The organism is Mycobacterium sp. NGS61 (assembly GCF_059812325.1).
Genome location: NZ_JCALCL010000001.1, coordinates 704,275 through 727,840, shown reverse-complemented (window position 1 = coordinate 727,840; position 23,566 = coordinate 704,275). Strand labels below are relative to the sequence as shown.

The following is a 23,566-nucleotide window of genomic DNA, read 5'->3' as shown; positions in this document are numbered from 1 at the left end:
CGGGTAGCCAGGCTCGGCGTGCCAGACTCAAGACATGTCAGCCAGGCTCGTGATCACCGGTGCGGGCGGTCAGCTCGGCAGCCTGATACGCGCACAGGCCACCCGCGCCGGGCGGAACGTGCTGGCCAGGACGTCATCGGAATGGGACATCACCGACCCCGCCGCGGCCGCGGTGATCGAGCCCGACGACGTGGTGATCAACTGCGCCGCCTACACCGACGTCGACGGCGCCGAAACCGACCAGGCCGGCGCGTACGCCGTCAACGCCGCCGGTCCCGAGCATCTGGCGCGTGCCTGTGCGCGCACCGGTGCCCGACTGATCCATATCTCGACCGATTACGTGTTCGACGGCGCGCAGTCGCGGCCCTACGAGCCGGGCGACCCGACCGCGCCCCAAGGTGTTTACGCGGCCAGCAAGCTCGCCGGGGAACAGGCGGTGCACGCCGCGCTGCCGGACGCCGTCGTGGTGCGCACCGCCTGGGTCTACACCGCTGGGGTGCACCGCAACGACTTTGTCGCGGTCATGCAGCGGCTGGCCGCCGGAGACGGACCGGTCAAGGTGGTCGACGACCAGACCGGATCACCGACCTACGCCGCCGATCTGGCTGCCGCGCTGCTGGAGTTGGCCGACAGTGACGTTCGTGGGTGCCTACTGCACGCCGCCAACGAGGGTGTGGTCTCCCGATACGAGCAGGCCCGGGCGGTGTTCGAGGAAAGCGGCGCCGACCCGCAGCGGGTCAATCCGTGCGGCACCGACGAGTTTCCGCGGCCCGCCACGCGCCCGTCGTATTCGGCGCTGTCCAATCGGGCCTGGGTGGCGGCGGGCCTGGCCCCGCTGCGTCCGTGGCGCAGTGCGCTGGTCGCGGCGTTGACCGCGGCGACCGATCGACCGTTACCCTCAACGCGTGACTGACGTTCTGCCGGTCGTTGCGGTGACCTATTCGCCGGGCCCGCACCTGGAGCGGTTCCTGGCGTCGTTGTCGCTGGCCACCGAACGTCCGGTCAGCGTGCTGCTGGCCGACAACGGCTCCACCGACGGAACACCGCAGGCCGCCGTCCTGCGCTATCCCAATGTGCGGTTGCTGCCCACCGGGTCCAACCTCGGCTACGGGACGGCAGTCAACCGCACCGTCGCCAAGCTCGACCAGCGCGACGAAAACTGGATGGACGACTGGGTGATCGTGGCCAACCCGGACGTGCAGTGGGGCCCGGGCAGCATCGACGCGCTGCTGAACGCCGCTGCCCGGTGGCCGCGGGCGGGTGCGCTGGGCCCGCTGATCCGGGACCCCGACGGGTCGGTGTACCCGTCCGCGCGTCACCTGCCCAGCCTGGTCCGCGGCGGCATGCACGCGGTGCTCGGCCCGGTCTACCCGCGCAACCGGTGGACCCGTGCGTACCGGCAGGAACACCTGGAGCCCAGCGAACGCCCGGTGGGCTGGCTGTCGGGGTCGTGCCTGCTGGTGCGGCGCGCGGCGTTCGACCAGATCGGTGGTTTCGACGAGCGCTACTTCATGTATATGGAGGACGTCGACCTCGGCGACCGGCTCGGCAGAGCCGGCTGGCAGTCCGTGTACGTCCCCACCGCTGAGGTGCTGCACCACAAAGGCCACTCCACCGGCCGGGACCCGGCCAGCCACCTGGCTGCGCATCACCGCAGTACCTATATCTTCTTGGCGGACCGGCACTCCGGATGGTGGCGCGCCCCGCTGCGCTGGACGCTGCGCGGTTCGCTGGCGGTGCGTTCGCGCCTGATGGTGCGCAGCGCGCTGCGCCGGTCGCGCAGATCGTTGCAGCGGGAACTGGCAGAAGGGCGGCACTGAGTTGGCAACCCACCACGTCGATGCGGTGGTCCTGGTCGGCGGCAAAGGCACGCGACTGCGGCCCCTGACGCTGTCCGCGCCCAAACCGATGCTGCCGACGGCCGGGCTGCCATTTCTCACCCATCTGTTGTCGCGGATCGCCGCCGCCGGCATCGAGCACGTGGTGCTGGGCACGTCGTACCGGGCCGAGGTGTTCGAGGCCGAGTTCGGCGACGGATCCAAGCTCGGCCTGCAGATCGAGTACGTGACCGAGGAGAACGCGCTGGGCACCGGCGGCGGCATCGCGAATGTCGCCCCCAAGCTCCGCCACGACACCGTCATGGTGTTCAACGGCGACGTGCTCTCCGGCGCCGATCTGGGCCAGTTGCTCGAGTTTCATCGCGGGCATCAGGCCGACGTGACGCTGCACCTGGTCCGGGTCGGTGATCCGCGCGCGTTCGGTTGCGTCCCCACCGACGACACGGACCGGGTCGTCGCCTTTCTGGAGAAGACACAGGACCCGCCGACCGACCAGATCAACGCCGGCTGTTACGTGTTCGGCCGCGACATCATCGACCGCATTCCGCGCGGGCGCGAGGTGTCGGTGGAACGCGAGGTATTTCCGTCGCTGCTGTCGGCGGACGACGTCAAGGTGTGCGGCTACGTCGACGCCACCTACTGGCGCGACATGGGCACCCCGGAGGACTTCGTGCGCGGCTCGGCCGATCTGGTGCGCGGCATCGCGCCGTCGCCGGCCCTGCACGGGCAGCGCGGCGAGTCGTTGGTGCACGACGGCGCGGCGGTGGCGCCGGGCGCGCTGCTGATCGGCGGCACCGTCGTGGGCCGGGGCGCCGAGATCGGCGCGGGGGTGCGGCTGGACGGCGCGGTGATCTTCGACGGGGTCAAGGTCGAGGCGGGCAGTGTGATCGAGCGCTCGATCATCGGGTTCGGTGCCCGCATCGGGCCGCGGGCGCTGATCCGCGACGGCGTGATCGGCGACGGCTGCGACATCGGTGCGCGCTGCGAACTGCTGCGCGGGGCGCGGGTGTGGCCAGGGGTCTCGATTCCCGACGGTGGGATCCGCTACTCGTCGGACGTCTGAGCTTCCTCCGGGCGGCGGGCCCGATCCACCAGGTACGCCAACGCGTGATCGGTGCCTTCGGGCAGCGCGTCCGCCGGCCACCAGCGCAGGTCGTCGGACTCGTCGCTGATGGCGATCCGGGCACCGCTCGGCGCACGCGCCACGAACTGCAGGTCCAGATGCCGGGTCGGCTTGCCCAGCGAGCAGGTCAGCGCGTGGACGTGCACGGCAACGAGTTCCGGGTCCAGCGCCAGGTCGGGGATGCCGGACTCCTCGACGGCCTCGCGCAGCGCGGCGGCCTGGATGTCGGCATCGACATCCTGCTCGCAGTGTCCGCCGAGTTGCACCCAGCGGCGCAGCCGGGGATGCAGGGTGAGCAGCACCCGCTCGCCGCTGTCGTCGAGCACCAGGGTCGAGGCGGTGATGTGCCCGGGCTCGCACTCCCGCAGGCACGCGTCCGGGCGGGCCAGCACGAACCCGAGCACGGCCTGGCGCAGCGCGTCCTGGGCGGGTTCGGGCGCCTGCCACCCGGCGAGCAGGTCGATCACCGAATCCCGCAAGCTCATCGGTGGATCAACAGATCCGCGACCGGCGCCGGCTCGCGCGGTTCGATCGCCTCGGCGGGGTAGCCGATTGCGATGGCCCCCAGCGGCTCCCAATCACGGTGCAGGCCAAGCTCTTCGCACACCAGGTCGGCGGCGAAGATCGTCGACCCGATCCAGCAGCTGCCCAGGCCGCGGACCGCCAGCGCAACCAGCAGACCCTGGACGGCGGCGCCGACGGCGACGGTGAACATGGTGTGCTCGGCCTCGGTGCGGGCGGCGTCCGGGTAGCTGTGCGCGCCGTCGGGCACCAGAAAGGGTATGACGACTTCGGGCGCGTCATAGAGAATCTGGCCGCGCGAGACGCGGCGCTCCACCGCATCGGCGGGCTTGCCGTCACCGCTCAGATCGGTCCGCCACTTGTCTTTCATCCGGTCCAGCAGCCGATTTCGGGTGGCCTGGGTCTGCAGCCACACGAACCGCACCGGCCGGGTGTGGTGCGGCGCCGGGGCGGTCAGCGCCTCGGCGACCGCGGCTTCGACCAGCTCCGCCGGCACCGGTTCGCTGCTGAACTGCCGCACCGAGCGGCGCATCAGCTGGGCCTGGCGGTGACCCAGGTCGAGGGCCTCGGCGGTGCCGAGCCAGAACAGGTCTTCGGTGCCTGCGCGCACCAGGTGCCGCGCGGTCGTGCCGTTGTCGGCGGGTTCGAGCCCCCGGATCACCGCCACCGGCATCGCGGTCAGCTTGCCCTTCACCAGGTCGGCTGCCGCCGCGATCTCGTCGGCGACGGCGATCTCGGTGACCACCAGATCATTGCCGTGCTGATCGACGGCGCCCGAATAGTTGTGCAGCACAGCTATTCCCGCACTTCCCACCGCAGCGTCGATCTGGCCGTTACGCCAGGCCCGGCCCATGGTGTCGGTGATCACAACGGCGACGGTGACCCCGAGCAGTTCACCCAGCCGCGCCCGCAGCGCGGCGGCACTGCCGTCCGGGTCCACCGGCAGCAGCGCCAATTCCGATGTCCCGACGTTGGATCCGTCCACCCCGGCCGCGGCCTGGATCAGGCCCAGCCGGTTCTCGGTGATCAGGGTGCGTCCCTTGCGGGCCAGCACCCGGACCGCCTCGCCGTCAATCAGCTTACGGCGCAGGGTATCTCGCTGCTCAGGATCCGGGGGAGCCGGCACCAGGCGGCCTTCACATTTGGACACCACCTTGCTGGTGACCACCACCACGTCACCGTCGCGCAGCCATGGCATGGCGGCGGCCAGCGCGGCGCCCAGGTCGTCACCGGGACGGAACTCGGGAAGCCCGGGAGCGGGCAGGATCTCGATCCTCCCGGCGGTGCCGTGTTCGCCCGTCGGCGGCAGCGTGGGCTGCCCGGTCATACTGTCACGCCAGCCAGTTCCAGCCCGGCGCGCACCATCTCAGCCGTGGTCGCCGGGTCGCTCATCAGAAGCGGGATGGATCGCACCGCCACAGCGTCGATTTCGGCGCGATCACCCTCGTGGATCAGCCAGCAGTCCAGTATCCCGGTGGTGCCGCGCGCACCGTAATGCCGCCCGACGGCCTCAGCGGTGGAGTCCACGCCGATCACCGATAGACAGGCATCGGCCATGCCGCGCAACGGTTTTCCACCGATGATCGGTGAGTACCCGACCACCGGGGCGGTCGCGGTGCGCAGGGCGGCGCGGATGCCGGGTACCGCCAGGATGGCCCCGACGCTCACCACCGGATTGGACGGTGCCAGCATGATTACGTCGGCTTCGGCGATGGCCGCCACCGCTTCTGTTGTGGCGCTAGCCTTTTCGGCTCCGACGAAGGCGAAACTGTGGGTGGGGACTTGGGCGCGGTAGCGAACCCACCACTCCTGGAAGTGGATCGCTTTGCGCGAACCGTCGGACGGATCGGTGATCACCACATGCGTTTCACAGCGGTCGTCGCTGGCCGGCAGCAACCGCGCGCCCGGCTGCCAACGATCGCACAGTGCGGCGGTGATCTGCGACAGCGGGTAACCGGCGTTGAGCATCTGAGTTCGAATCAGGTGGGTGGCCAGATCGCGATCGCCGAGCCCGAACCAATCGGGTTGCACCCCGTAGCGCGCCAGTTCCTCTTTGGCATGCCAGGTTTCGTCCCGATGGCCCCAGCCGCGCTCCGGGTCCACCCCGCCGCCCAGGGTGTACATGCAGGTGTCCAAGTCCGGGCAGATGCGTACGCCGTGGATCCACGCGTCGTCGCCGATGTTGACGACGGCGGTCAGTTCATGACCGGTTTGGTCCGACCGAGCAAACTGTCCCAGGCCGAGGAAGTGTTGTGCGCCGAGCAGGAAGCGGGCGCCGCCGACGCCGCCGACCAACACGGTGACCTTCACACCGCAGGACAGTACCCGTCGCGCGCGGACGGGTTGTTATCGGTAACCACTGTGGCACAAGGGACTTGTGATAATACTGTGTTCGACACGCCCGAGTGCCGAAACAACAGAAACGCCGAAATTCGGTTACGAGATGGTATGGAAATGCGCCGAAGTGCTTGACCAGGGTCACCGGCACGTGTCTAATCACATCAGTGTCATTTCCCGGTTGGCCGGCCGGTTCCGGTGTCGCAGACCGAGATTCGATCACTTGTTCGAATTGGGTATCTGTACATCAGAACAGTGGTAAACCATTCACTCTCTATCAGTGAGGAGGCGGAGTCATGTCCTATGAATACCTTCGGGGCGTAATGGGGGGCACACCGCACACCACGTCCGGCTCGGTCGTGACGTCTCTGCCGACACCGAAAGCACCCGTCCGTCCTCATCTCAGCGTGGTTCCGGATGCGCCCGCCGCATTCGAGCCCGAGCCACTGCCGGAAGTCCCCGCCGACCAATGGCAGGACAAAGCGCTGTGCGCCCAGACCGACCCCGAGGCCTTCTTCCCGGAGAAGGGTGGCTCCACCCGCGAGGCGAAGAAGATCTGCCTGGGGTGCGAGGTCCGTCATGAGTGCCTCGACTACGCGCTGGCCCACGACGAGCGGTTCGGCATCTGGGGTGGACTGTCCGAGCGCGAACGTCGCCGCCTCAAGCGCGGCGTCATCTAGTCCGCCGCACAAAGTTCAGTCGTCGATCGTCGGGTCGATGACCGACGGCTCCACGTCCAGGTAGATCGCCACCTGGGCCACCAGGATCTCGTGCAGCAGGTCACCGAGTTCGACGGTGTCTTTCGCCCGTCGCTCAATCGGCTTGCGGAACAATACAATTCGCGCCCGCGTCGCGTTGCCGCGCACGTCGACCCCGGCGGGTATCAGACGGGCCAGGGCGATCGGTCCGTCCGCGATCACCTCAGGTGGCCACTGCACGCTGTCGGGATCCTTGGCCGCGATGCGGGGGATCTCGTCGACGGCGACGTCGAGTTCGGCTACCCGCTCACCGACCCGTCGCTCAATGGGTTCGTAGGCCTCCAGCACCGCCATGTCGAACCGCTCGGCGCGGCTGCGCCAGCCCGGCACGGTGGGCGGCAGCAACGGGCCGCGCAGATCGCGGCCCCTGCGCCGGGATCGGTGCCCGAACGTCCCGGCCCACCTGCCCGCAGGCCGACCGCTGCGGCCGGAGCCGCGGGAATCGCTCACGCGCCGATGGTAACGGTTGTACATCGTGGCTAGAACCGATGCGCGTGTCCGGCGCTTGAGCGGCGTTTGCGCACGATAGCCTTTCGCTCGTGAACGTACCCCGTCGCTGCTGCCGGCCCGGGTGTCCGCACTATGCAGTGGCAACGCTGACGTTCGTTTACTCGGACTCCACGGCGGTGGTCGGACCACTCGCTACCGCGCGGGAACCCCACTCCTGGGATCTGTGTGTCGGTCATGCCGGCCGCATCACCGCCCCGCGTGGCTGGGAGCTGGTGCGCCACGCCGGACCGCTCAACGCCGAGCCGACCAATCCCGACGAGGACGACCTGGTGGCGCTGGCCGATGCGGTGCGCGAGGGCGGGGTGCGTGCGAGTGCGGTCGTGAACGGCTTCACCGCGCGGGTCGACGGATACGACGGGTACGACGACATCCCACGCGCCGCTGGGGTAGGGGATCCGGTGCATTCGGCGGGAGCTCACGCCACCGGTGTGCTGGCGCCACCCGAACATCGGTCCGGACGCCGGCGCGGACACCTGCGGGTCCTGCCCGATCCTGCCGACTGAGCGCGCCGAACCGTCGATCGCCAACCGGACCGTTCCGGTCCGCAGTGTCGGCGGGCCGATAGGCTGACGGCGAAGAGTTCACGTCGTCAGGAGCACCCCACATGTCTTGGCCCGCCGCGGCTGTCCACCGTGTGATCAAGGCCTACGACGTCCGTGGGCTGGTCGGTGCGGAAATCAGCGAGCCCTTCGTCGCCGACGTCGGTGCCGCCTTCGCCCGGTTGATGCGCAGCGAGGGCGCCGGCCGGGTGGTGATCGGTCACGACATGCGCGACAGCTCCCCGTCGCTGGCGGCGGCGTTCGCCGACGGCGTCACCGGTCAGGGCCTGGACGTGGTGCGCATCGGTCTGGCCTCCACCGATCAGTTGTACTTCGGCTCGGGTCTGCTGGACTGCCCCGGTGCCATGTTCACCGCCAGCCACAACCCGGCGGCCTACAACGGCATCAAGCTGTGCCGCGCGGGTGCCAAACCGGTCGGTAAGGACACCGGTCTGACCGTCATCAGCGAGGACCTGATCGCCGGCGCGGCGGCCGGCTACGACGGCCCGGCCGGATCGGTGACCGACCAGGATGTGCTGGCCGACTACGGCGTGTTCCTGCGCTCGTTGGTGAACACCGCCGACCTGCGCCCGCTGCGGGTGGCCGTGGACGCCGGCAACGGCATGGCCGGCCATACCGCCCCGGCGGTGCTCGGTGCCATCGACTCGATCACGTTGTTGCCCTTGTACTTTGAGCTCGACGGCACCTTCCCCAACCACGAGGCCAACCCGCTGGACCCGGCGAACCTGGTGGACCTGCAGCACTTCGTGCGCGAAACCAACGCCGACATCGGCCTGGCGTTCGACGGCGACGCCGACCGTTGCTTCGTGGTCGACGAGCGTGGCCGGCCGGTCTCGCCCTCGACGGTCACCAGCCTGGTCGCCGCGCGCGAGCTGACCCGCGAGATCGGCGCCACCGTCATCCACAACGTGATCACCTCGCGCGCGGTGCCCGAGCTGGTGGCCGAGCGCGGCGGCACGCCGCTGCGCTCGCGCGTCGGGCACTCCTACATCAAGGCGCTGATGGCCGAGACCGGCGCGATCTTCGGTGGGGAACACTCGGCGCACTACTACTTCCGGGACTTCTGGGGCGCCGACTCCGGAATGCTGGCCGCGTTGTACGTGCTCGCGGCGCTCGGTGAGCAGCAGGACCGGCCGCTTTCCGAGCTGACCGCCGACTACCAGCGCTACGAGTCCTCCGGCGAGATCAACTTCACCGTCGCCGACGCGGCGGCGTGCGTGGATGCCGTGTTGAAGGCGTTCGGTGGCCGGATCCACTCCATCGACCACCTGGACGGGGTGACCGCGGACCTGGGCGACGGCCGCTGGTTCAACTTGCGCAGCTCCAACACCGAGCCGCTCTTGCGGCTCAATGTCGAGGGGCGCAGCATCGAGGATGTGGACGCGGTGGTCGCACAGATCAGCGAGCAAATCGCGGCCCGGGCCGACCCACCCCAGGCGGGACCGTGAGCACCGTCGGAGCTGTCGATCTCGAGGACGCCGAGGGTCTGCTGGCCGCCGACCGGGACGGCCTGCTGCGGGCGGCGTCGATGGCCGGCGCCCAGGTGCGCACCGTGGCTGCCGCGCTGGAGGAGGGCGAGCTCGAGTCCCTCGGCGGCAACGACCGGCCGCGCAGCGTGATCTGGGTGGCCGGGCGCGGCCCCGCGGAAACGGCCGGGGCTCTGCTGATCTCGACGCTGGCCACCGACGCTGCGGCGCCGATCGTGCTGGCCACCGAGGCTCCGTCCTGGATCGGTCCGCTGGATGTGCTGGTGGTGGCCGGCGACGATCCCGGGGACCCCGTGCTGGTCGGCGCGGCCGCCACCGGGGTGCGCCGCGGAGCGCGGGTGGTGGTGGCGGCGCCGTTCGAAGGTCCGCTGCGTGACTCCACCGCGGGCCGGGTCGCGGTGCTGGCGCCCCGGTTGTGGGCGCCCGACGAATTCGGGCTGTGCCGGTATCTGGCGGTCGGTCTGGCGGTGCTGCAGACCGTGGACTCCCGGCTGCCTCTTGATCTGGGGGCGCTGGCCGACGAACTGGACGCCGAGGTGCTGCGCAACAGTGCCGCACGCGAGTTGTTCACCAATCCGGCCAAGATGCTGGCGGCGCGGCTGACCGGGTGCCAGGTGGCGCTGGCCGGGGACAGCGCCGCAACGCTGACGCTGGCCCGGCACGGCAGTTCGATGGTGCTGCGCAATGCGCAGCAGGCGGTCGCAGCCACCGGCCTGGCGGACGCGGTGGCTGCGCTGCGCGGTGGGCCCGGCGGCCACCCCGCGACGGAACACGACCTGTTCCACGACGAGCAGATCGACGGGCCGCTGCCCCAGCGGTTGCGGGTGCTGGCGCTGACGCTGGCCGCTGAGCGCACGGTGGTCGCCGCCCGGGTGGCCGGGCTGGACGACGTCTACCTGATCGGTGCCCAGGACGTGCCGGAAGCGCCGGCGCCCACCGCTGCTCAGCGCGTCGAGCAGCAACTGGCGGTGCTGGCCGTTCGGCTCGAGATGGCGGCGGTTTACCTGCGATTGGCACGGGGATAGATACAGGGTGGAACTGCTACGCGGAGCCATGCGCACCTACGCCTGGGGGTCGCGCACCGCACTCGCCGAATTTACCGGGCGGCCGGTGCCGGCCGCCCATCCCGAGGCCGAACTCTGGTTCGGCGCTCACCCGGGCGACCCGGCCTTTCTGCACACGCCGCACGGCGAGACCTCGTTGTTGACGGCACTGAGCGCCGACCCCGAGGGCCAGCTGGGCGCGGCGTCGCGGGCACGGTTCGGCGACGTGCTCCCGTTTCTGGTCAAAGTGCTGGCCGCCGACGAGCCGCTGTCGCTACAGGCCCATCCCAGTACCGCGCAGGCGGTCGAGGGGTATCGGCGCGAGGAGCGGCTCGGCATTCCGGTGAATTCGCCGGTGCGCAACTACCGCGACATCAGTCACAAACCCGAACTGCTGGTGGCGTTGCAGCCGTTCGAGGCGCTGGCCGGGTTCCGGCAAGTGGCCCGCACCAGCGACCTGCTGCGGGCGCTGGCCGTCTCCGACCTGGACCCGTTCATCGACCTGCTCGGCGAGGGGTCCGACGACGAATCCGATGCAGCCGGCCTGCGGGCGTTGTTCACCACCTGGATCACCGCCCCCCAGCCCGACCTCGACGTGCTGGTGCCCGCCGTACTCGACGGGGCCATCCAGTATCTGAGCTGCGGGGCCACCGAGTTCGCCGGCGAAGCGCGCACGGTGCTGGAACTGGGGGAGCGCTATCCCGGTGACGCCGGCGTGCTGGCGGCGTTGCTGCTCAACCGCATCAGCCTGGCCCCCGGCGAGGCGATCTTCGTGCCCGCCGGCAACCTGCACACCTATCTGCGCGGATTCGCGCTGGAGGTGATGGCCAACTCCGACAACGTGTTACGCGGCGGCCTGACCCCCAAGCACGTCGATGTGGCGGAACTGCTGCGGGTGCTGGATTTCACCCCGTCCGCCGAGTCGCAACTGCGTCCGCCGATCCGCCGCGACGGCCTGGCCCTGGTGTACGAGACCCCGGCCGACGAGTTCGCGGTCGCGCTGCTCGTCCTCGACGGTGAGCAGCTGGGCCACGAGGTCGACGCGCCGTCCCGCCATGACGGACCGCAGATCCTGTTGTGCGCCGAGGGGGAGCTGACGGTGCACGGCAAGACCGGGTCGCTGACGCTGGAGCGCGGGGCGGCGGCCTGGGTGGGCGCCGACGACGGTCCGATCCGGCTGTGCGCGCGCCAGCCGGCCAAGGTGTTCCGGGCTACGGTCGGCTTGTAACCGCCCGCCGGGCCAACCGGCGCTCGCGTTTCTCGCCTACCCACAAGCGCATGTTGTGCGCGATGGTGCGGCCCAGGATGGACGGTGTCGGCACCATATACAAGCTGTCGAGCAGCGAGAAGCGGCGCAGAAACCATTCGCCGAGCACGGGATTGGTCTCGGCGGCGCCCAGGAACTGATCGAACAGCCCGCCCGCCGCGCGGTACCAGCGCGGTTCCGGGTCGGCGACGGCGTGGTGAAAAGTCACGTCGCCGATCGCGTTCATCATCCACACCGGGAAGGTGGTTTTGGCGGTCAGCCGACTCAGCTCGGTGGCCAGGTCCACGTCGGGGGTCTGCAGGGCTTGGCGCAGATTGCGGGCCTGCAACGAGGTCATGGTCATGCCCTGGCCGAAGGTGGGGTTGAAGCTGGCCACCGCGTCGCCGAACGGGATGATTCCGCCCGGGAAGCGCTCCACCTTGTGGTAGCGGCGCCAGCGGCTCACCGGGAAGGCGTGATAGGAGGGGTCGCCGACGGGTTCGGACTGCGCCAGCGCGGCGTTGAAATGGTCCGGCAGCATTTCTTTGGCCAGGCCCAGCATGTCCGGGAAGGTCCGCGGCGGTTTGGTGTGGCCCACCCCGAACGTCGTCAGCACCCAGGTGCGGTCCTCGTAATACAGCATCCCCAGCCCGAGCGGCTGGTCGTGGGAGGCCCCGGCGACCACCACCTTTTCCTGGATCAACCCCTCAGGCATCCGGAACCGGTGGGTCGCGTAGTTGATGCCGATGTCCACCGTCGTCTCCGGTGCGCGCTGGTAACCCCACTGCGTCAGCCAGACCGGCAGCCGGGTGCCGCGCCCGGCAGCATCCACCACCAGGTCGGCCGGCACGAACTCGGGATCCTGACCCGGGGTTTCGGGGTCCAGCAGCACGCCGGTCACCCGCTGTGTGGCAGGTTCGAATCGCGGTTCGGCGACGGGACGCTGCACGATCTCGACGTTGGCCAGCTCGAGCACCCGGCGTCGGAGCTGCCATTCCAGGTGCGGGCGGCTCGGCACGTAGGCGGTGAACTCGTCGCGCAGCGTGTGCCCGGTGCCCAGGACGTGTCCGGCCGCCCCCAGGTGGATACAGTCGGGCCGGTTCTCCAGCATCGGCACGCCCGCGGCGACCATGTCGTTGAGCAGGCCCGGAAACAGGCTCTCGAACTCGTTGGCCCCGCGGGCCATCAGCATGTGCAGGTGCCGGTCCTGCGGGACGGCGGCCCGGCTGGCCGGCTCGCCGGGCAGCTCGTCCCGCTCGAACACCGTCACCTGCGTATAGAAGTCCGACAGCACCTTCGCCGCGGACAATCCGGCGATGCTGGCACCGATGACTATTGCGTGATTCTTGTTCTCCGCGCTCCCCACCATCTGGGCAGAGTACCCAGTACTGTCCGGTCCATAAGTGATTGAAGGGGCGTGCTCGGATGGCAGATCGCTGGCGCAGGAAAACGGTCGAGCAGTCGATCGCCGACACCGACGAGCCGAGCACCCGGCTGCGTAAGGACCTCACCTGGTGGGATCTCGTCGTCTTCGGTGTCTCGGTGGTGATCGGGGCCGGCATCTTCACCGTCACCGCGTCGACCACCGGTGACATCACCGGCCCCGCCATCTGGATCTCGTTTCTGATCGCGGCGGGTACCTGTGCCCTGGCGGCGCTGTGCTATGCCGAATTCGCCTCCACGCTGCCGGTGGCCGGCAGCGCCTACACCTTCTCCTACGCCACCTTCGGCGAGGTGCTGGCCTGGGTGATCGGCTGGAATCTGGTGCTGGAACTGGCCATCGGCGCGGCGGTGGTGGCCAAGGGGTGGTCGAGCTACCTGGGCACGGTCTTCGGGTTCGCCGGCGCGGTCCAGCACTTTGCGTGGTTCACCTTCGACTGGGGCGCGCTGCTGATCGTCACGCTGGTGGCGGTCCTGCTGGCGCTGGGCACCAAGTTGTCGTCCCGTTTCTCCGCCGTGGTGACCACCATCAAGGTGGCGGTGGTGCTCCTGGTGGTCGTCGTCGGGGCGTTCTACATCAAGGGCGCCAACTACCGGCCGTTCGTGCCCGAACCCGAGGTCCAACACGGCGGCAACGGACTGGACCAGTCGGTGCTGTCGCTGATCACCGGGGCGGGCGGCAGCCACTACGGCTGGTATGGCGTGCTGGCGGGTGCTTCGATCGTGTTCTTCGCGTTCGTCGGCTTCGACATCGTCGCCACCATGGCCGAGGAGACCAAAGACCCGCAGCGCAACGTGCCGCGCGGCATTCTGGCGTCGCTGGGCATCGTCACCGTCCTCTACGTAGCGGTCTCGGTGGTGTTGTCCGGGATGATCTCCTACACCCAGCTCAAGACCGTCGATCACCACTCGGCCAATCTGGCCACGGCGTTCCAGGCCAACGGCGTGCACTGGGCCAGCGGCATCATTTCGGTCGGTGCGCTGGCCGGCCTGACCACGGTGGTGATGGTGCTGATGCTGGGTCAGTGCCGGGTGCTGTTCGCGATGGCCCGCGACGGTCTGTTGCCGCGCGGACTGGCCAAGACCAGCGCCCGGGGCACCCCGGTCCGCATCACCGTGCTGGTGGCGGTCGTGATCGCGGCCACGGCTGCGGTGTTTCCGATCGACAAGCTCGAGGAGATGGTCAACGTCGGCACGCTGTTCGCGTTCGTGCTGGTCTCGGCCGGTGTCATCGTCCTGCGCCGCTCCCGCCCGGACCTGCAGCGCGGGTTCAAGGCGCCGTGGGTGCCGTTGCTGCCGATCGCCTCGGTGTGCGCGTGTCTGTGGCTGATGCTCAACCTCACCGCCCTGACCTGGGTGCGCTTCGGGGTGTGGCTGGTGATCGGGGTGGTCATCTACGTCGGATACGGACGGCGGCATTCGCTGCAGCGGGGTCGTGCGGCGCAGGTGGAGGTCAGCACGCCGTAGACAAATGGGATGTCTTTGAGCATTTGATTTACAATCATGGCCTCTTTGTCTAGACAAGAGACGCAAACTGCCGTAATGTCCAATCTCATCGTGGTGTGACACACAAGGAGGTTTGGCATATGACCACCCAGATCGACGCCCAGGCGACGGGAGCTCCGGCAACGGAGTGGCGCGACAAGAAGCGCTACCTGTGGCTGATGGGACTCATCCCCCCGACGGCGCTGTTCGTGATGCTGCCGATCAGCTGGGGGCTCAACCGGCTGGACTGGCACTTCGCGGCGCAGGTGCCGCTGTGGATTGGCCCGATCCTGCTCTACATCCTGCTGCCGCTGCTGGACCTGCGGTTCGGCCCCGACGGCCAGAACCCGCCCGACGAGGTGATGGAGCGGTTGGAGAACGACAAGTACTACCGGTACTGCACCTACATCTACATCCCGTTCCAGTACCTGAGCGTGGTGCTGGGCGCCTACCTGTTCACCGCGTCGAACCTGCACTGGCTCGGCTTCGAAGGCGGCCTGGGCTGGTTCGGCAAGATCGGCGTGGCGCTGTCGGTGGGTGTCCTCGGCGGCGTCGGGATCAACACCGCCCACGAAATGGGCCACAAGAAGGACTCCCTGGAGCGCTGGCTGTCCAAGATCACCCTGGCCCAGACCTGGTACGGCCACTTCTACATCGAGCACAACCGCGGGCACCACGTGCGGGTCTCCACTCCGGAGGACCCGGCGTCATCCCGCTTCGGCGAGACGTTCTGGGAGTTTCTGCCGCGCAGCGTCATCGGCAGCGCCCGCTCCTCGGTGCACCTCGAAGCGCAGCGGATTCGCCGGCTCGGCAAGAGCCCGTGGGACCCCCGCACCTACCTGTCCAACGACGTCCTGAACGCCTGGGCCATGTCGGTGCTGCTGTGGGGCGTGCTGATCGCGGTCTTCGGGGTGAGCCTGATCCCGTTCATGATCATCCAGGCGGTGTTCGGCTTCGGCCTGCTCGAAGCCGTCAACTACCTCGAGCACTACGGGCTGCTGCGGGAGAAGAAGGAGAACGGCCGCTACGAGCGGTGCGCCCCGGTGCACAGCTGGAACTCCGACCACATCGTCACCAACCTGTTCCTCTACCACCTGCAGCGGCACAGCGACCACCACGCCAACCCGACCCGGCGCTACCAGACGCTGCGCAGCATGGCCGGCTCGCCCAACCTGCCCAGCGGGTACGCCTCGATGATCACGCTGACCTACTTCCCGCCGCTGTGGCGCAAGGTGATGGACCACCGGGTGCTCGAGCACTACGACGGCGACATCACCAAGGTCAACCTGCACCCGCGGCTGCGGGCGAAGCTGCTGGCCAGGTACGGGGCCGCCCACGAGGTGGCCGCATGACCGCCACCTACCAGTGTCCGGTGTGCGATTACCGCTACAACGAGACCAAAGGCGATGCCCGCGAAGGCTTTCCGGCCGGCACGCCCTGGGAGCAGATTCCCGAGGACTGGACCTGCCCGGACTGCGCCGTCCGCGAAAAGCCCGACTTCATCGAGATAGGAGGAAAGTGACATGAACGACTACAAGCTCTACCAGTGCGTCCAGTGCGGTTTCGAGTACGACGAGGAGCTGGGCTGGCCGGAGGACGGCATCGAGCCGGGCACCCGCTGGGCGGACATCCCCGAAGACTGGAGTTGCCCGGACTGCGGTGCAGCCAAAGCCGACTTCGTGATGGTGGAGGTGGCCCGGTCATGATCGGCACCAATGTCGCGACGAATACGGCTATTGTCGCGCCTGTGAAGCGGATTCCCTACGCCGAGGCATCTCGCGCCCTGCTGCGGGAGTCGGTGCTGGACGCGATGCGGGACCTGCTGCTGACCCGCGACTGGTCGGCCATCACGCTCTCGGACGTGGCCCGGGCCGCCGGCATCAGCCGGCAGACCATCTACAACGAGTTCGGCTCCCGCCAGGGCCTGGCCCAGGGGTACGCCCTGCGTCTGGCCGACCGGCTGGTCGACACCGTCCGAGCTGCCCTGGACGCCAACGTCGGCAACATCTACGAGTCGTTTCTGCAGGGTTTTCGGGCCTTCTTCACCGAGTCGGCCGCCGACCCGCTGGTGATCTCGCTGCTGACCGGCGTGGCCAAGCCGGACCTGCTACAGCTCATCACCACCGACAGCGCGCCCATCATCACCCGGGCCTCGGCCCGGTTGTCGACGGCGTTCACCCAGACCTGGTTGGCCACCAGCGACGACGACGCGCAGGTGCTCTCCCGCGCCATCGTGCGGCTGTGCCTGAGCTACGTGTCGATGCCACCGGAGTCCGACCACGACGTCGCAGCGGACCTGGCCCGGCTGTTGACGCCGTTCGGCGAGCGTCACGGGGTGAGTGCCGTTTCCTGAGGGCTCCCGCCGGGCGGCTACAGTGACTGAGGACCATACCTCGGGCGCAGTAGCCGCCCGGTTTATTCCATCAGTCCCCGTAAGCCCTGAGTAAGGATGAAACACGACCATGACCACGACCGAAAATTCGCTGACCCCCGACGTCCTCAACGGCATCGATTTCAAGGTTGCCGACCTGTCGCTGGCGGATTTCGGCCGTAAAGAACTGCGCATCGCCGAGCACGAGATGCCCGGGCTGATGTCGCTGCGCCGCGAGTACGCCGATGTCCAGCCGCTGAAGGGGGCCCGGATCTCGGGATCGCTGCACATGACCGTGCAGACCGCGGTGCTGATCGAGACGCTGACCTCGCTGGGTGCCGAAGTCCGGTGGGCCTCCTGCAACATCTTCTCCACCCAGGACCACGCGGCCGCGGCCGTCGTCGTCGGCCCGCACGGCACCCCGGAGGAGCCCAAGGGTGTCCCGGTCTTCGCGTGGAAGGGCGAGACGCTCGAGGAGTACTGGTGGGCCGCCGAGCAGATGCTCACCTGGCCGGACGAGGACAAGCCGGCGAACATGATCCTGGACGACGGCGGCGACGCCACCATGATGGTGCTGCGCGGAATGCAGTACGAGAAGGCCGGCGTGGTGCCGCCCGCCGAAGAGGACGACTCCGCGGAGTGGAAGGTCTTCCTCAACGTCCTGCGCAACCGGTTCGAGACCGACAAGGGTAAGTGGACCAAGATCGCCGAGTCGGTCAAGGGCGTCACCGAGGAGACCACCACCGGGGTGCTGCGCCTCTACCAGTTCGCCGCCGCCGGCGACCTGGCCTTCCCGGCCATCAACGTCAACGACTCGGTGACCAAGTCCAAGTTCGACAACAAGTACGGCACCCGGCACTCGCTGCTGGACGGCATCAACCGTGGCACCGACGCGCTGATCGGCGGCAAGAACGTGCTGATCTGCGGCTTCGGCGACGTCGGCAAGGGCTGCGCGGAGGCCGCCAAGGGCCAGGGCGCGCGCGTCTCGGTCACTGAGATCGACCCGATCAACGCCCTGCAGGCGCTGATGGAGGGCTACGACGTGGTGACCGTCGAGGACGCCATCGGCAACGCCGACATCGTGATCACCTCGACCGGCAACAAAGACATCATCATGCTCGAGCACATCAAGGCGATGAAGGACCATTCCATCCTGGGCAACATCGGTCACTTCGACAACGAGATCGACATGGCCGGCCTGGAGCGCTCCGGGGCCACCAAGACCAACATCAAGCCGCAGGTCGACCTGTGGACCTTCGGCGACACCGGTCGTTCGGTCATCGTGCTGTCCGAGGGCCGGCTGCTGAACCTGGGCAACGCGACCGGGCACCCGTCCTTCGTGATGAGTAACAGCTTCGCCAACCAGACGATCGCGCAGATCGAGCTGTGGACCAAGAATGACGAGTACGACAACGAGGTGTACCGGCTGCCCAAGCACCTTGACGAGAAGGTGGCCCGCATCCACGTCGAGGCGCTCGGCGGCAAGCTCACCAAGCTGACCAAGGAGCAGGCCGAATACCTCGGCGTGGACGTCGAGGGCCCCTACAAGCCGGACCACTACCGCTACTGAGCGGCGGCGGGCCCGGCGTTGCCCCCGTCTGCCCGCCGAGCGTCACGCCACCGTGGCTGTGGACGTCGAGCGTCACGCCAGCGTGACGTGCAGGCGTTAAGCTCGCGCGCCGGCCCCCGTCTGCCCGCCGAGCGTCACGCCAGCGTGGCTGTGGACGTCGAGCGTCACGCCAGCGTGACGCGCAGGCGTTAAGCTCGCGCGCCGGCCCCCGTCTGCCCGCCGAGCGTCACGCCAGTGTGGCTGTGGAGGTCGAGCGTCACGCCAGCGTGACGCGCAGGCGTTAAGCTCGCGCGCCGGCCCCCGTCTGCCCGCCGAGCGTCACGCCAGTGTGGCTGTGGACGTCGAGCGTCACGCCAGCGTGACGCGCAGGCGTTAAGCTCGCGCCGTGCTGATCGCGATCGAAGGCGTCGACGGCTCGGGCAAGCGGACGTTGACCGAGGGTCTGCGCACGGCGTTCGAGGCGTCCGGCAAATCGGTGACCACCTTGGCGTTCCCGCGCTACGGGCAGTCGATCACCGCCGACCTCGCGGCCGAGGCGCTGCACGGACAGCACGGCGACCTCGCCGACTCGGTGTACGCGATGGCGACGCTGTTCGCCCTGGACCGGGCCGGCGCGATCGACGAGATCGCGCGGCTCGGGCAGCAGCACGACGTGGTGATCCTGGATCGCTACGTGGCCTCCAACGCCGCCTACAGCGCGGCGCGGTTGCACCAGGGTGCGTCCGGCCCGGCCGCGGCGTGGGTGCAACAGCTCGAATACCGCCGGCTGGCGCTGCCCGCGCCGGACTGGCAGATCCTGCTCGCGGTGCCGGCCGAACTCGCCGACCAGCGGGCGCGCAGCCGCGCCGCGAGCGACCCGGGCCGGGCCCGCGACAGCTACGAACGCGACGACGGACTGCAGCGACGCACCGGTGCGGTCTACGCCGAACTGGCGGCCGCGCACTGGTGCGGGCGGTGGCGGGTCGTGGACGCGGACGTCGATCCGGACGGTCTGGCCGCCACTGTGGTGGCCGAATAGTGCATTTTGGGCGCCATTTGCGCTTATCAATCACGAAACGCCCGTGTGGTGCGACGGTTTTGTCCTGATCTGGTGACACCATGGACACCATGAGGCAAAGGATTCTCGTCGTCGACGACGACGCTTCGCTGGCCGAGATGCTCACCATCGTGTTGCGTGGGGAGGGTTTCGACACCGCGGTCATCGGCGACGGTACTCAGGCCCTGACCGCGGTGCGCGAGTTGCGCCCCGATCTGGTGCTGTTGGACTTGATGCTGCCGGGCATGAACGGCATCGACGTGTGTCGGGTGCTGCGGGCCGACTCCGGTGTGCCGATCGTCATGCTGACCGCCAAGACCGACACCGTCGACGTGGTGCTCGGCCTGGAATCCGGCGCCGACGACTACATCATGAAGCCGTTCAAGCCCAAGGAACTGGTCGCGCGGGTGCGGGCGCGGCTGCGCCGCAACGACGACGAGCCCGCCGAGATGCTGTCCATCGCCGACGTCGACATCGACGTGCCGGCGCACAAGGTCACCCGCAACGGCGAGCAGATCTCGCTGACGCCGCTGGAGTTCGACCTGCTGGTCGCGTTGGCGCGCAAACCGCGCCAGGTGTTTACTCGTGATGTGCTGCTCGAACAGGTGTGGGGATACCGGCACCCGGCGGACACCCGCCTGGTGAACGTGCACGTCCAGCGCCTGCGCGCCAAGGTCGAGAAAGACCCCGAAAACCCGACAGTGGTTTTGACCGTTCGAGGAGTGGGATACAAGGCCGGACCTCCGTGATCCCGCGCGATGAGTGAGCGTTACGCGTGATCTGGCGCTCACCGCGACGTAGTCGAGGTCGTTGGGGGCGTTCGGGTCCCCTGCCGCGGGGCATGAGCGCCGTCAGTCGCGCCGTTGCCGTCGTCTGGCGCCGGTCGCTGCAGCTGCGCGTGGTGGCGCTGACCATCGGCCTGTCGCTGGCGGTCATCCTGGCGCTGGGTTTCGTGTTGACCAGCCAGGTCACCAACCGGGTCCTCGACATCAAGGTCAAAGCCGCGATCGATCAGATCGAGCGCGCCCGCAACACCGTCACCGGCATCGTCAACGGTGAGGAGACCCGCTCGCTGGACAGCAGCCTGCAGCTCGCGCGCAACACGCTGACATCGAAGACCGACCCCGCCTCCGGCGCGGGGCTGGCCGGTGCCTTCGACGCGGCGCTGATGGTGCCCGGCGACGGGCCGCGCGCGGCGTCCACCGCCGGGCCGGTCGATCAGGTGCCCAGCGCGTTGCGCGGCTTCGTCAAGGCGGGCCAGGCCGCATACCAGTACGCGACCGTGCACACCGAGGGCTTCTCCGGGCCGGCGCTGATCGTCGGCAGTCCGACGTCGTCGCGGGTGGCCAACCTGGAGTTGTACCTGATCTTCCCGCTGGCCTCCGAGCAGGCCACCATCTCGCTGGTGCGCAGCACGATGGCGACCGGCGGTGTGGTGCTGCTGGTCCTGCTGGCCGGCATCGCGCTGCTGGTTTCCCGGCAGGTGGTCAATCCGGTGCGCTCGGCATCGCGGATCGCCGAGCGCTTCGCCGAGGGGCACCTGTCCGAACGGATGCCGGTGCGCGGCGAAGACGACATGGCCCGGCTGGCGCTGTCCTTCAACGACATGGCCGAGAGCCTGTCCCGCCAGATCACCCAGCTCGAGGAGTTCGGCAACCTGCAACGCCGCTTCACCTCCGATGTCAGCCACGAACTGCGCACCCCGCTGACCACGGTGCGCATGGCTGCGGACCTGATCTACGACCACGCCGACGACCTCGATCCGGCGTTGCGACGATCCACCGAGTTGATGGTCAACGAGCTGGACCGGTTCGAGAGCCTGCTCAACGACCTGCTGGAAATCTCCCGGCACGACGCCGGTGTCGCCGAGTTGTCCGTCGAGGCCGTCGATCTGCGCACCACCGTCAACAGCGCCCTGGGCAACGTCGGCCACCTGGCCGAGGAAGCCGGCATCGAGCTGCTGGTGGACATGCCCACCGAAGGCGTGATCGCCGAGGTCGACGCCCGCCGGGTGGAACGGATCCTGCGCAACCTGATCGCGAATGCGATCGACCACGCCGAGCGCAAGCCGGTGCGCATCCGGATGGCGGCTGACGAGGACACCGTCGCCGTCACCGTGCGCGACTACGGCGTCGGGTTGCGGCCCGGCGAGGAGAAGCTGGTGTTCAGCCGGTTCTGGCGCTCCGACCCGTCGCGGGTGCGCCGTTCCGGCGGCACCGGGCTCGGCCTGGCGATCAGCATCGAGGATGCGCGCCTGCACCAGGGCCGGCTGGAGGCCTGGGGGGAGCCCGGCGAGGGCGCGTGTTTCCGGCTGACCCTGCCCCTGGTGCGGGGGCACAAAGTGACCACCAGCCCGTTGCCGATGAAACCGATCCCGCAGACCAGCGGGCAGCCGACGGCGCAGCCGCTCACCCCGACCGGCCCGCAACCGATCACCCGGCACCGTGAGCACGCGGAGTGGAGCGGTTGATGCGGGGACTGCTGATGCTCGTCTTGGCGGCTCTGCTACTCGCCGGTTGCGCAAGTGTGCCCAGCTCGTCGGCGCCGCAGGCCATCGGCACGGTGGACCGTCCGGCGCCGTCGAACCTGCCCAAACCCACCCCGGGCATGGATCCCGACGTGCTGTTGCGCGAATTCCTCAAGGCCACCGCCGACCCGTCCAACCGGCACCTGGCGGCGCGGCAGTTCCTCACCCAGTCGGCGTCCAACGGCTGGGACGACGCCGGCAGCGCCCTGCTGATCGACCATGTGGTTTTCGTCGAAACCCGCGGCGCCGAACGGGTTTCGGCTAATATGCGGGCCGACATCCTGGGCTCGCTGTCCGACATCGGGGTGTTCGAGACCGCGGAGGGCAAGCTGCCGGACCCGGGTCCGATCGAGTTGGTCAAGACCTCGGGCGGCTGGCGCATCGACAAGCTGCCCAACGGCGTTTTCCTGGACTGGCAGCAGTTCCAGGCCACCTACAAGCGCAACACCCTGTACTTCGCCGACCCCACCGGCAAGACCGTGGTGCCCGACCCGCGCTACGTCGCGGTGTCCGACCACGACCAGCTGGCCACCGAACTGGTCTCCAAGCTGCTGGCCGGACCGCGCCCGGAGATGGCGCACACGGTGCGCAACCTGTTGGCCCCGCCGTTGCGGTTGCGCGGACCGGTGACCCGCGCCGACGGCGGCAAGAGCGGCATCGGCAAAGGTTACGGCGGCGCCCGGGTCGATCTGGAGAAGCTGGCCACCACCGATCCGCACAGCAGGCAATTGCTTGCCGCGCAGATCATCTGGACGCTGGCCCGGGCCGACATCCGCGGTCCGTATGTGATCAACGCCGACGGCGCCCCGCTCGAGGACAGGTTCGCCCAGGGTTGGACCACCTCCGACGTCGCGGCCACCGATCCCGGGGTCGCCGACGGCGCCGGCGCGGGGCTGCATGCCCTGATCAACGGCTCGATGGTGGCCCTGGACGGGCAGCACATCGCCCCACTGGCCGGCGCGTTCGGCCGGATGGGCGATCAGACCGGTGCTGCGCTGTCGCGCAACGGTCACCAGGTCGCCTCGGTGGTGACGCTGCGTCGCGGCGCACCGGACATGGCCGCGTCGCTGTGGATCGGTGACCTCGGCGGTGAGGCGGTGCAGTCCGCCGACGGGCACAACCTGACCCGCCCGAGCTGGTCGCTGGACGACGCGGTGTGGGTGGTGGTCGACGCCAACATCGTGCTGCGCGCCATTCAGGAGCCGGCGTCCGGTCAGCCGGCCCGCATCCCGGTGGATTCCACCGCGGTCTCGGCCCGCTTCCCGGGACCGATCACCGACCTGCAGCTGTCCCGCGACGGCACCCGTGCGGCGATGGTGATCGACGGACAGGTGATCCTGGCCGGTGTCGAGCAGACCCAGGCCGGCCAGTTCGCGCTGACCTATCCGCGCCGGCTCGGCTTCGGTCTGGGCACCTCGGTGGTGTCGCTGTACTGGCGAACGAGCGACGACGTCGTGGTGACCCGCAACGACGCCACGCACCCGGTGTCCTACGTCAACCTCGACGGGGTGAACTCCGACGCGCCGTCGCGCGGCCTGCAGATCCCGCTGTTCGCGATCGCCGCCAACCCTTCCGCGGTGTACGTCGCCGGGCCGCAGGGGGTGCTGATGTACTCGGCTTCGGCCGCCGAGAACCAGCAGGGTTGGACGGAGGTGGCCGGTCTGATGGTCGGCGGAGCCGCCCCGGTATTGCCGGGTTGAGCGCCCTGCCATA

Annotated in this window: 23 protein-coding genes; 18 read left to right on the top strand and 5 right to left on the bottom strand. The window is 68.9% G+C overall.

The window, feature by feature from the left end; all coding sequences use genetic code 11:
- Positions 1–34: 34 nt before the first annotated feature.
- Genes rfbD through manB form a run of 3 tightly spaced genes read left to right on the top strand, consistent with a single transcriptional unit; the run spans position 35 to position 2,901 of the window.
- The gene (rfbD, locus tag AC5Y3Z_RS03540; RefSeq protein WP_473139710.1) at positions 35–913 is read left to right on the top strand and encodes a dTDP-4-dehydrorhamnose reductase; all 879 of its coding nucleotides are present in this window, start codon (positions 35–37) and stop codon (positions 911–913) included.
- Complete coding sequence (locus AC5Y3Z_RS03535) at positions 906–1,820, top strand: glycosyltransferase family 2 protein (protein ID WP_473139709.1); 915 nt, start codon at positions 906–908, stop codon at positions 1,818–1,820. Before rfbD ends, AC5Y3Z_RS03535 begins: the two co-directional genes overlap by 8 nt.
- Before the next feature lies 1 nt (position 1,821).
- Positions 1,822–2,901, top strand: a complete 1,080-nt coding sequence (gene manB, locus AC5Y3Z_RS03530; RefSeq protein WP_463828284.1) for a mannose-1-phosphate guanylyltransferase — start codon at positions 1,822–1,824, stop codon at positions 2,899–2,901.
- Here manB and AC5Y3Z_RS03525 read toward each other — a convergent pair.
- Genes AC5Y3Z_RS03525 through cofD form a run of 3 tightly spaced genes read right to left on the bottom strand, consistent with a single transcriptional unit; the run spans position 2,883 to position 5,793 of the window.
- Complete coding sequence (locus tag AC5Y3Z_RS03525; RefSeq protein WP_473139708.1) at positions 2,883–3,446, bottom strand: NUDIX hydrolase; 564 nt, start codon at positions 3,444–3,446, stop codon at positions 2,883–2,885. The genes manB and AC5Y3Z_RS03525 overlap by 19 nt on opposite strands.
- The gene (locus tag AC5Y3Z_RS03520) at positions 3,443–4,810 is read right to left on the bottom strand and encodes a coenzyme F420-0:L-glutamate ligase (protein ID WP_473139707.1); all 1,368 of its coding nucleotides are present in this window, start codon (positions 4,808–4,810) and stop codon (positions 3,443–3,445) included. The genes AC5Y3Z_RS03525 and AC5Y3Z_RS03520 overlap by 4 nt, the downstream gene beginning before the upstream one ends.
- Positions 4,807–5,793 carry a 2-phospho-L-lactate transferase gene (gene cofD / locus AC5Y3Z_RS03515; RefSeq protein ID WP_473139706.1) on the bottom strand — a complete coding sequence of 329 codons (987 nt, stop codon included), beginning with the start codon at positions 5,791–5,793 and terminating at the stop codon, positions 4,807–4,809. Before cofD ends, AC5Y3Z_RS03520 begins: the two co-directional genes overlap by 4 nt.
- 350 nt (positions 5,794–6,143) lie before the next feature.
- Here cofD and AC5Y3Z_RS03510 point away from each other — a divergent pair, with 350 nt between their 5' ends.
- Positions 6,144–6,500, top strand: a complete 357-nt coding sequence (locus AC5Y3Z_RS03510) for a WhiB family transcriptional regulator (protein WP_463828356.1) — start codon at positions 6,144–6,146, stop codon at positions 6,498–6,500.
- Positions 6,501–6,515: 15 nt separating this feature from the next.
- Here the strand turns inward: AC5Y3Z_RS03510 and AC5Y3Z_RS03505 are convergent, their stop codons facing one another.
- Complete coding sequence (locus AC5Y3Z_RS03505) at positions 6,516–6,935, bottom strand: metallopeptidase family protein (RefSeq protein ID WP_473139792.1); 420 nt, start codon at positions 6,933–6,935, stop codon at positions 6,516–6,518.
- 182 nt (positions 6,936–7,117) lie between these two features.
- On the opposite strand from AC5Y3Z_RS03505, the gene AC5Y3Z_RS03500 reads away from it, so the two are divergent.
- The 4 genes from AC5Y3Z_RS03500 (at position 7,118) to manA (ending at position 11,406) form a co-directional block, all read left to right on the top strand.
- Positions 7,118–7,591: a DUF3499 domain-containing protein gene (locus AC5Y3Z_RS03500; RefSeq protein ID WP_463828280.1), complete on the top strand. Its 474-nt coding sequence runs from the start codon at positions 7,118–7,120 to the stop codon at positions 7,589–7,591.
- A 101-nt stretch (positions 7,592–7,692) separates the two neighbouring features.
- Positions 7,693–9,096 (top strand): phosphomannomutase/phosphoglucomutase, encoded by a 1,404-nt coding sequence (locus AC5Y3Z_RS03495; RefSeq protein ID WP_463828279.1) that lies wholly within the window; start codon positions 7,693–7,695, stop codon positions 9,094–9,096.
- Positions 9,093–10,160 (top strand): TobH protein, encoded by a 1,068-nt coding sequence (locus AC5Y3Z_RS03490; RefSeq protein WP_473139705.1) that lies wholly within the window; start codon positions 9,093–9,095, stop codon positions 10,158–10,160. The genes AC5Y3Z_RS03495 and AC5Y3Z_RS03490 overlap by 4 nt, the downstream gene beginning before the upstream one ends.
- Positions 10,161–10,167: 7 nt before the next feature.
- On the top strand, positions 10,168–11,406 hold the full coding sequence (gene manA, locus AC5Y3Z_RS03485) for a mannose-6-phosphate isomerase, class I (RefSeq protein ID WP_463828277.1): 1,239 nt from the start codon (positions 10,168–10,170) through the stop codon (positions 11,404–11,406).
- Here manA and AC5Y3Z_RS03480 read toward each other — a convergent pair.
- A complete protein-coding gene (locus tag AC5Y3Z_RS03480) occupies positions 11,390–12,760 on the bottom strand; it encodes an FAD-dependent oxidoreductase (RefSeq protein WP_473139791.1) in 1,371 nt (456 codons plus the stop codon). The two genes, manA and AC5Y3Z_RS03480, sit on opposite strands and share 17 nt — an antisense overlap.
- Positions 12,761–12,849: 89 nt before the next feature.
- Between AC5Y3Z_RS03480 and AC5Y3Z_RS03475 the strand changes: the two genes are divergently transcribed.
- From AC5Y3Z_RS03475 to lpqB, 10 genes are all read left to right on the top strand, one after another.
- Positions 12,850–14,331, top strand: a complete 1,482-nt coding sequence (locus AC5Y3Z_RS03475) for an amino acid permease (RefSeq protein ID WP_473139704.1) — start codon at positions 12,850–12,852, stop codon at positions 14,329–14,331.
- Positions 14,332–14,450: 119 nt separating this feature from the next.
- Positions 14,451–15,701: an alkane 1-monooxygenase gene (locus AC5Y3Z_RS03470; protein ID WP_463828275.1), complete on the top strand. Its 1,251-nt coding sequence runs from the start codon at positions 14,451–14,453 to the stop codon at positions 15,699–15,701.
- Positions 15,698–15,871: a rubredoxin gene (locus AC5Y3Z_RS03465; protein WP_463828274.1), complete on the top strand. Its 174-nt coding sequence runs from the start codon at positions 15,698–15,700 to the stop codon at positions 15,869–15,871. The genes AC5Y3Z_RS03470 and AC5Y3Z_RS03465 overlap by 4 nt, the downstream gene beginning before the upstream one ends.
- A 1-nt stretch (position 15,872) precedes the next feature.
- Positions 15,873–16,055, top strand: a complete 183-nt coding sequence (locus AC5Y3Z_RS03460) for a rubredoxin (RefSeq protein WP_463828273.1) — start codon at positions 15,873–15,875, stop codon at positions 16,053–16,055.
- On the top strand, positions 16,052–16,702 hold the full coding sequence (alkX, locus tag AC5Y3Z_RS03455; RefSeq protein ID WP_463828272.1) for a TetR family transcriptional regulator AlkX: 651 nt from the start codon (positions 16,052–16,054) through the stop codon (positions 16,700–16,702). Before AC5Y3Z_RS03460 ends, alkX begins: the two co-directional genes overlap by 4 nt.
- Before the next feature lie 109 nt (positions 16,703–16,811).
- Positions 16,812–18,290 carry an adenosylhomocysteinase gene (ahcY, locus tag AC5Y3Z_RS03450; protein ID WP_463828271.1) on the top strand — a complete coding sequence of 493 codons (1,479 nt, stop codon included), beginning with the start codon at positions 16,812–16,814 and terminating at the stop codon, positions 18,288–18,290.
- A 385-nt stretch (positions 18,291–18,675) separates the two neighbouring features.
- The gene (locus tag AC5Y3Z_RS03445; RefSeq protein ID WP_473139248.1) at positions 18,676–19,308 is read left to right on the top strand and encodes a dTMP kinase; all 633 of its coding nucleotides are present in this window, start codon (positions 18,676–18,678) and stop codon (positions 19,306–19,308) included.
- Positions 19,309–19,388: 80 nt separating this feature from the next.
- Entirely contained in the window at positions 19,389–20,075 is a 687-nt protein-coding gene (gene mtrA, locus AC5Y3Z_RS03440) for a two-component system response regulator MtrA (RefSeq protein ID WP_015354856.1), read from the top strand.
- Positions 20,076–20,101: 26 nt separating this feature from the next.
- Positions 20,102–21,796 carry an MtrAB system histidine kinase MtrB gene (mtrB, locus tag AC5Y3Z_RS03435; RefSeq protein WP_473139247.1) on the top strand — a complete coding sequence of 565 codons (1,695 nt, stop codon included), beginning with the start codon at positions 20,102–20,104 and terminating at the stop codon, positions 21,794–21,796.
- A gap of 14 nt (positions 21,797–21,810) precedes the next feature.
- On the top strand, positions 21,811–23,553 hold the full coding sequence (lpqB, locus tag AC5Y3Z_RS03430; RefSeq protein WP_473139289.1) for an MtrAB system accessory lipoprotein LpqB: 1,743 nt from the start codon (positions 21,811–21,813) through the stop codon (positions 23,551–23,553).
- Positions 23,554–23,566 lie beyond the last annotated feature (13 nt).

Excerpts from the sequence above, each read along its gene's own strand:
- rfbD (WP_473139710.1), top strand. The coding sequence starts at position 35 with ATGTCAGCCAGGCTCGTGATCACCGGTGCGGGCGGTCAGCTCGGCAGC.
- AC5Y3Z_RS03525 (WP_473139708.1), bottom strand. The coding sequence starts at position 3,446 with ATGAGCTTGCGGGATTCGGTGATCGACCTGCTCGCCGGGTGGCAGGCG.
- AC5Y3Z_RS03520 (WP_473139707.1), bottom strand. The coding sequence starts at position 4,810 with ATGACCGGGCAGCCCACGCTGCCGCCGACGGGCGAACACGGCACCGCC.
- AC5Y3Z_RS03510 (WP_463828356.1), top strand. The coding sequence starts at position 6,144 with ATGGGGGGCACACCGCACACCACGTCCGGCTCGGTCGTGACGTCTCTG.
- AC5Y3Z_RS03495 (WP_463828279.1), top strand. The coding sequence starts at position 7,693 with ATGTCTTGGCCCGCCGCGGCTGTCCACCGTGTGATCAAGGCCTACGAC.
- AC5Y3Z_RS03475 (WP_473139704.1), top strand. The coding sequence starts at position 12,850 with ATGGCAGATCGCTGGCGCAGGAAAACGGTCGAGCAGTCGATCGCCGAC.
- AC5Y3Z_RS03470 (WP_463828275.1), top strand. The coding sequence starts at position 14,451 with ATGACCACCCAGATCGACGCCCAGGCGACGGGAGCTCCGGCAACGGAG.
- AC5Y3Z_RS03465 (WP_463828274.1), top strand. The coding sequence starts at position 15,698 with ATGACCGCCACCTACCAGTGTCCGGTGTGCGATTACCGCTACAACGAG.
- AC5Y3Z_RS03460 (WP_463828273.1), top strand. The coding sequence starts at position 15,873 with ATGAACGACTACAAGCTCTACCAGTGCGTCCAGTGCGGTTTCGAGTAC.
- alkX (WP_463828272.1), top strand. The coding sequence starts at position 16,052 with ATGATCGGCACCAATGTCGCGACGAATACGGCTATTGTCGCGCCTGTG.
- ahcY (WP_463828271.1), top strand. The coding sequence starts at position 16,812 with ATGACCACGACCGAAAATTCGCTGACCCCCGACGTCCTCAACGGCATC.
- mtrA (WP_015354856.1), top strand. The coding sequence starts at position 19,389 with ATGGACACCATGAGGCAAAGGATTCTCGTCGTCGACGACGACGCTTCG.
- lpqB (WP_473139289.1), top strand. The coding sequence starts at position 21,811 with ATGCTCGTCTTGGCGGCTCTGCTACTCGCCGGTTGCGCAAGTGTGCCC.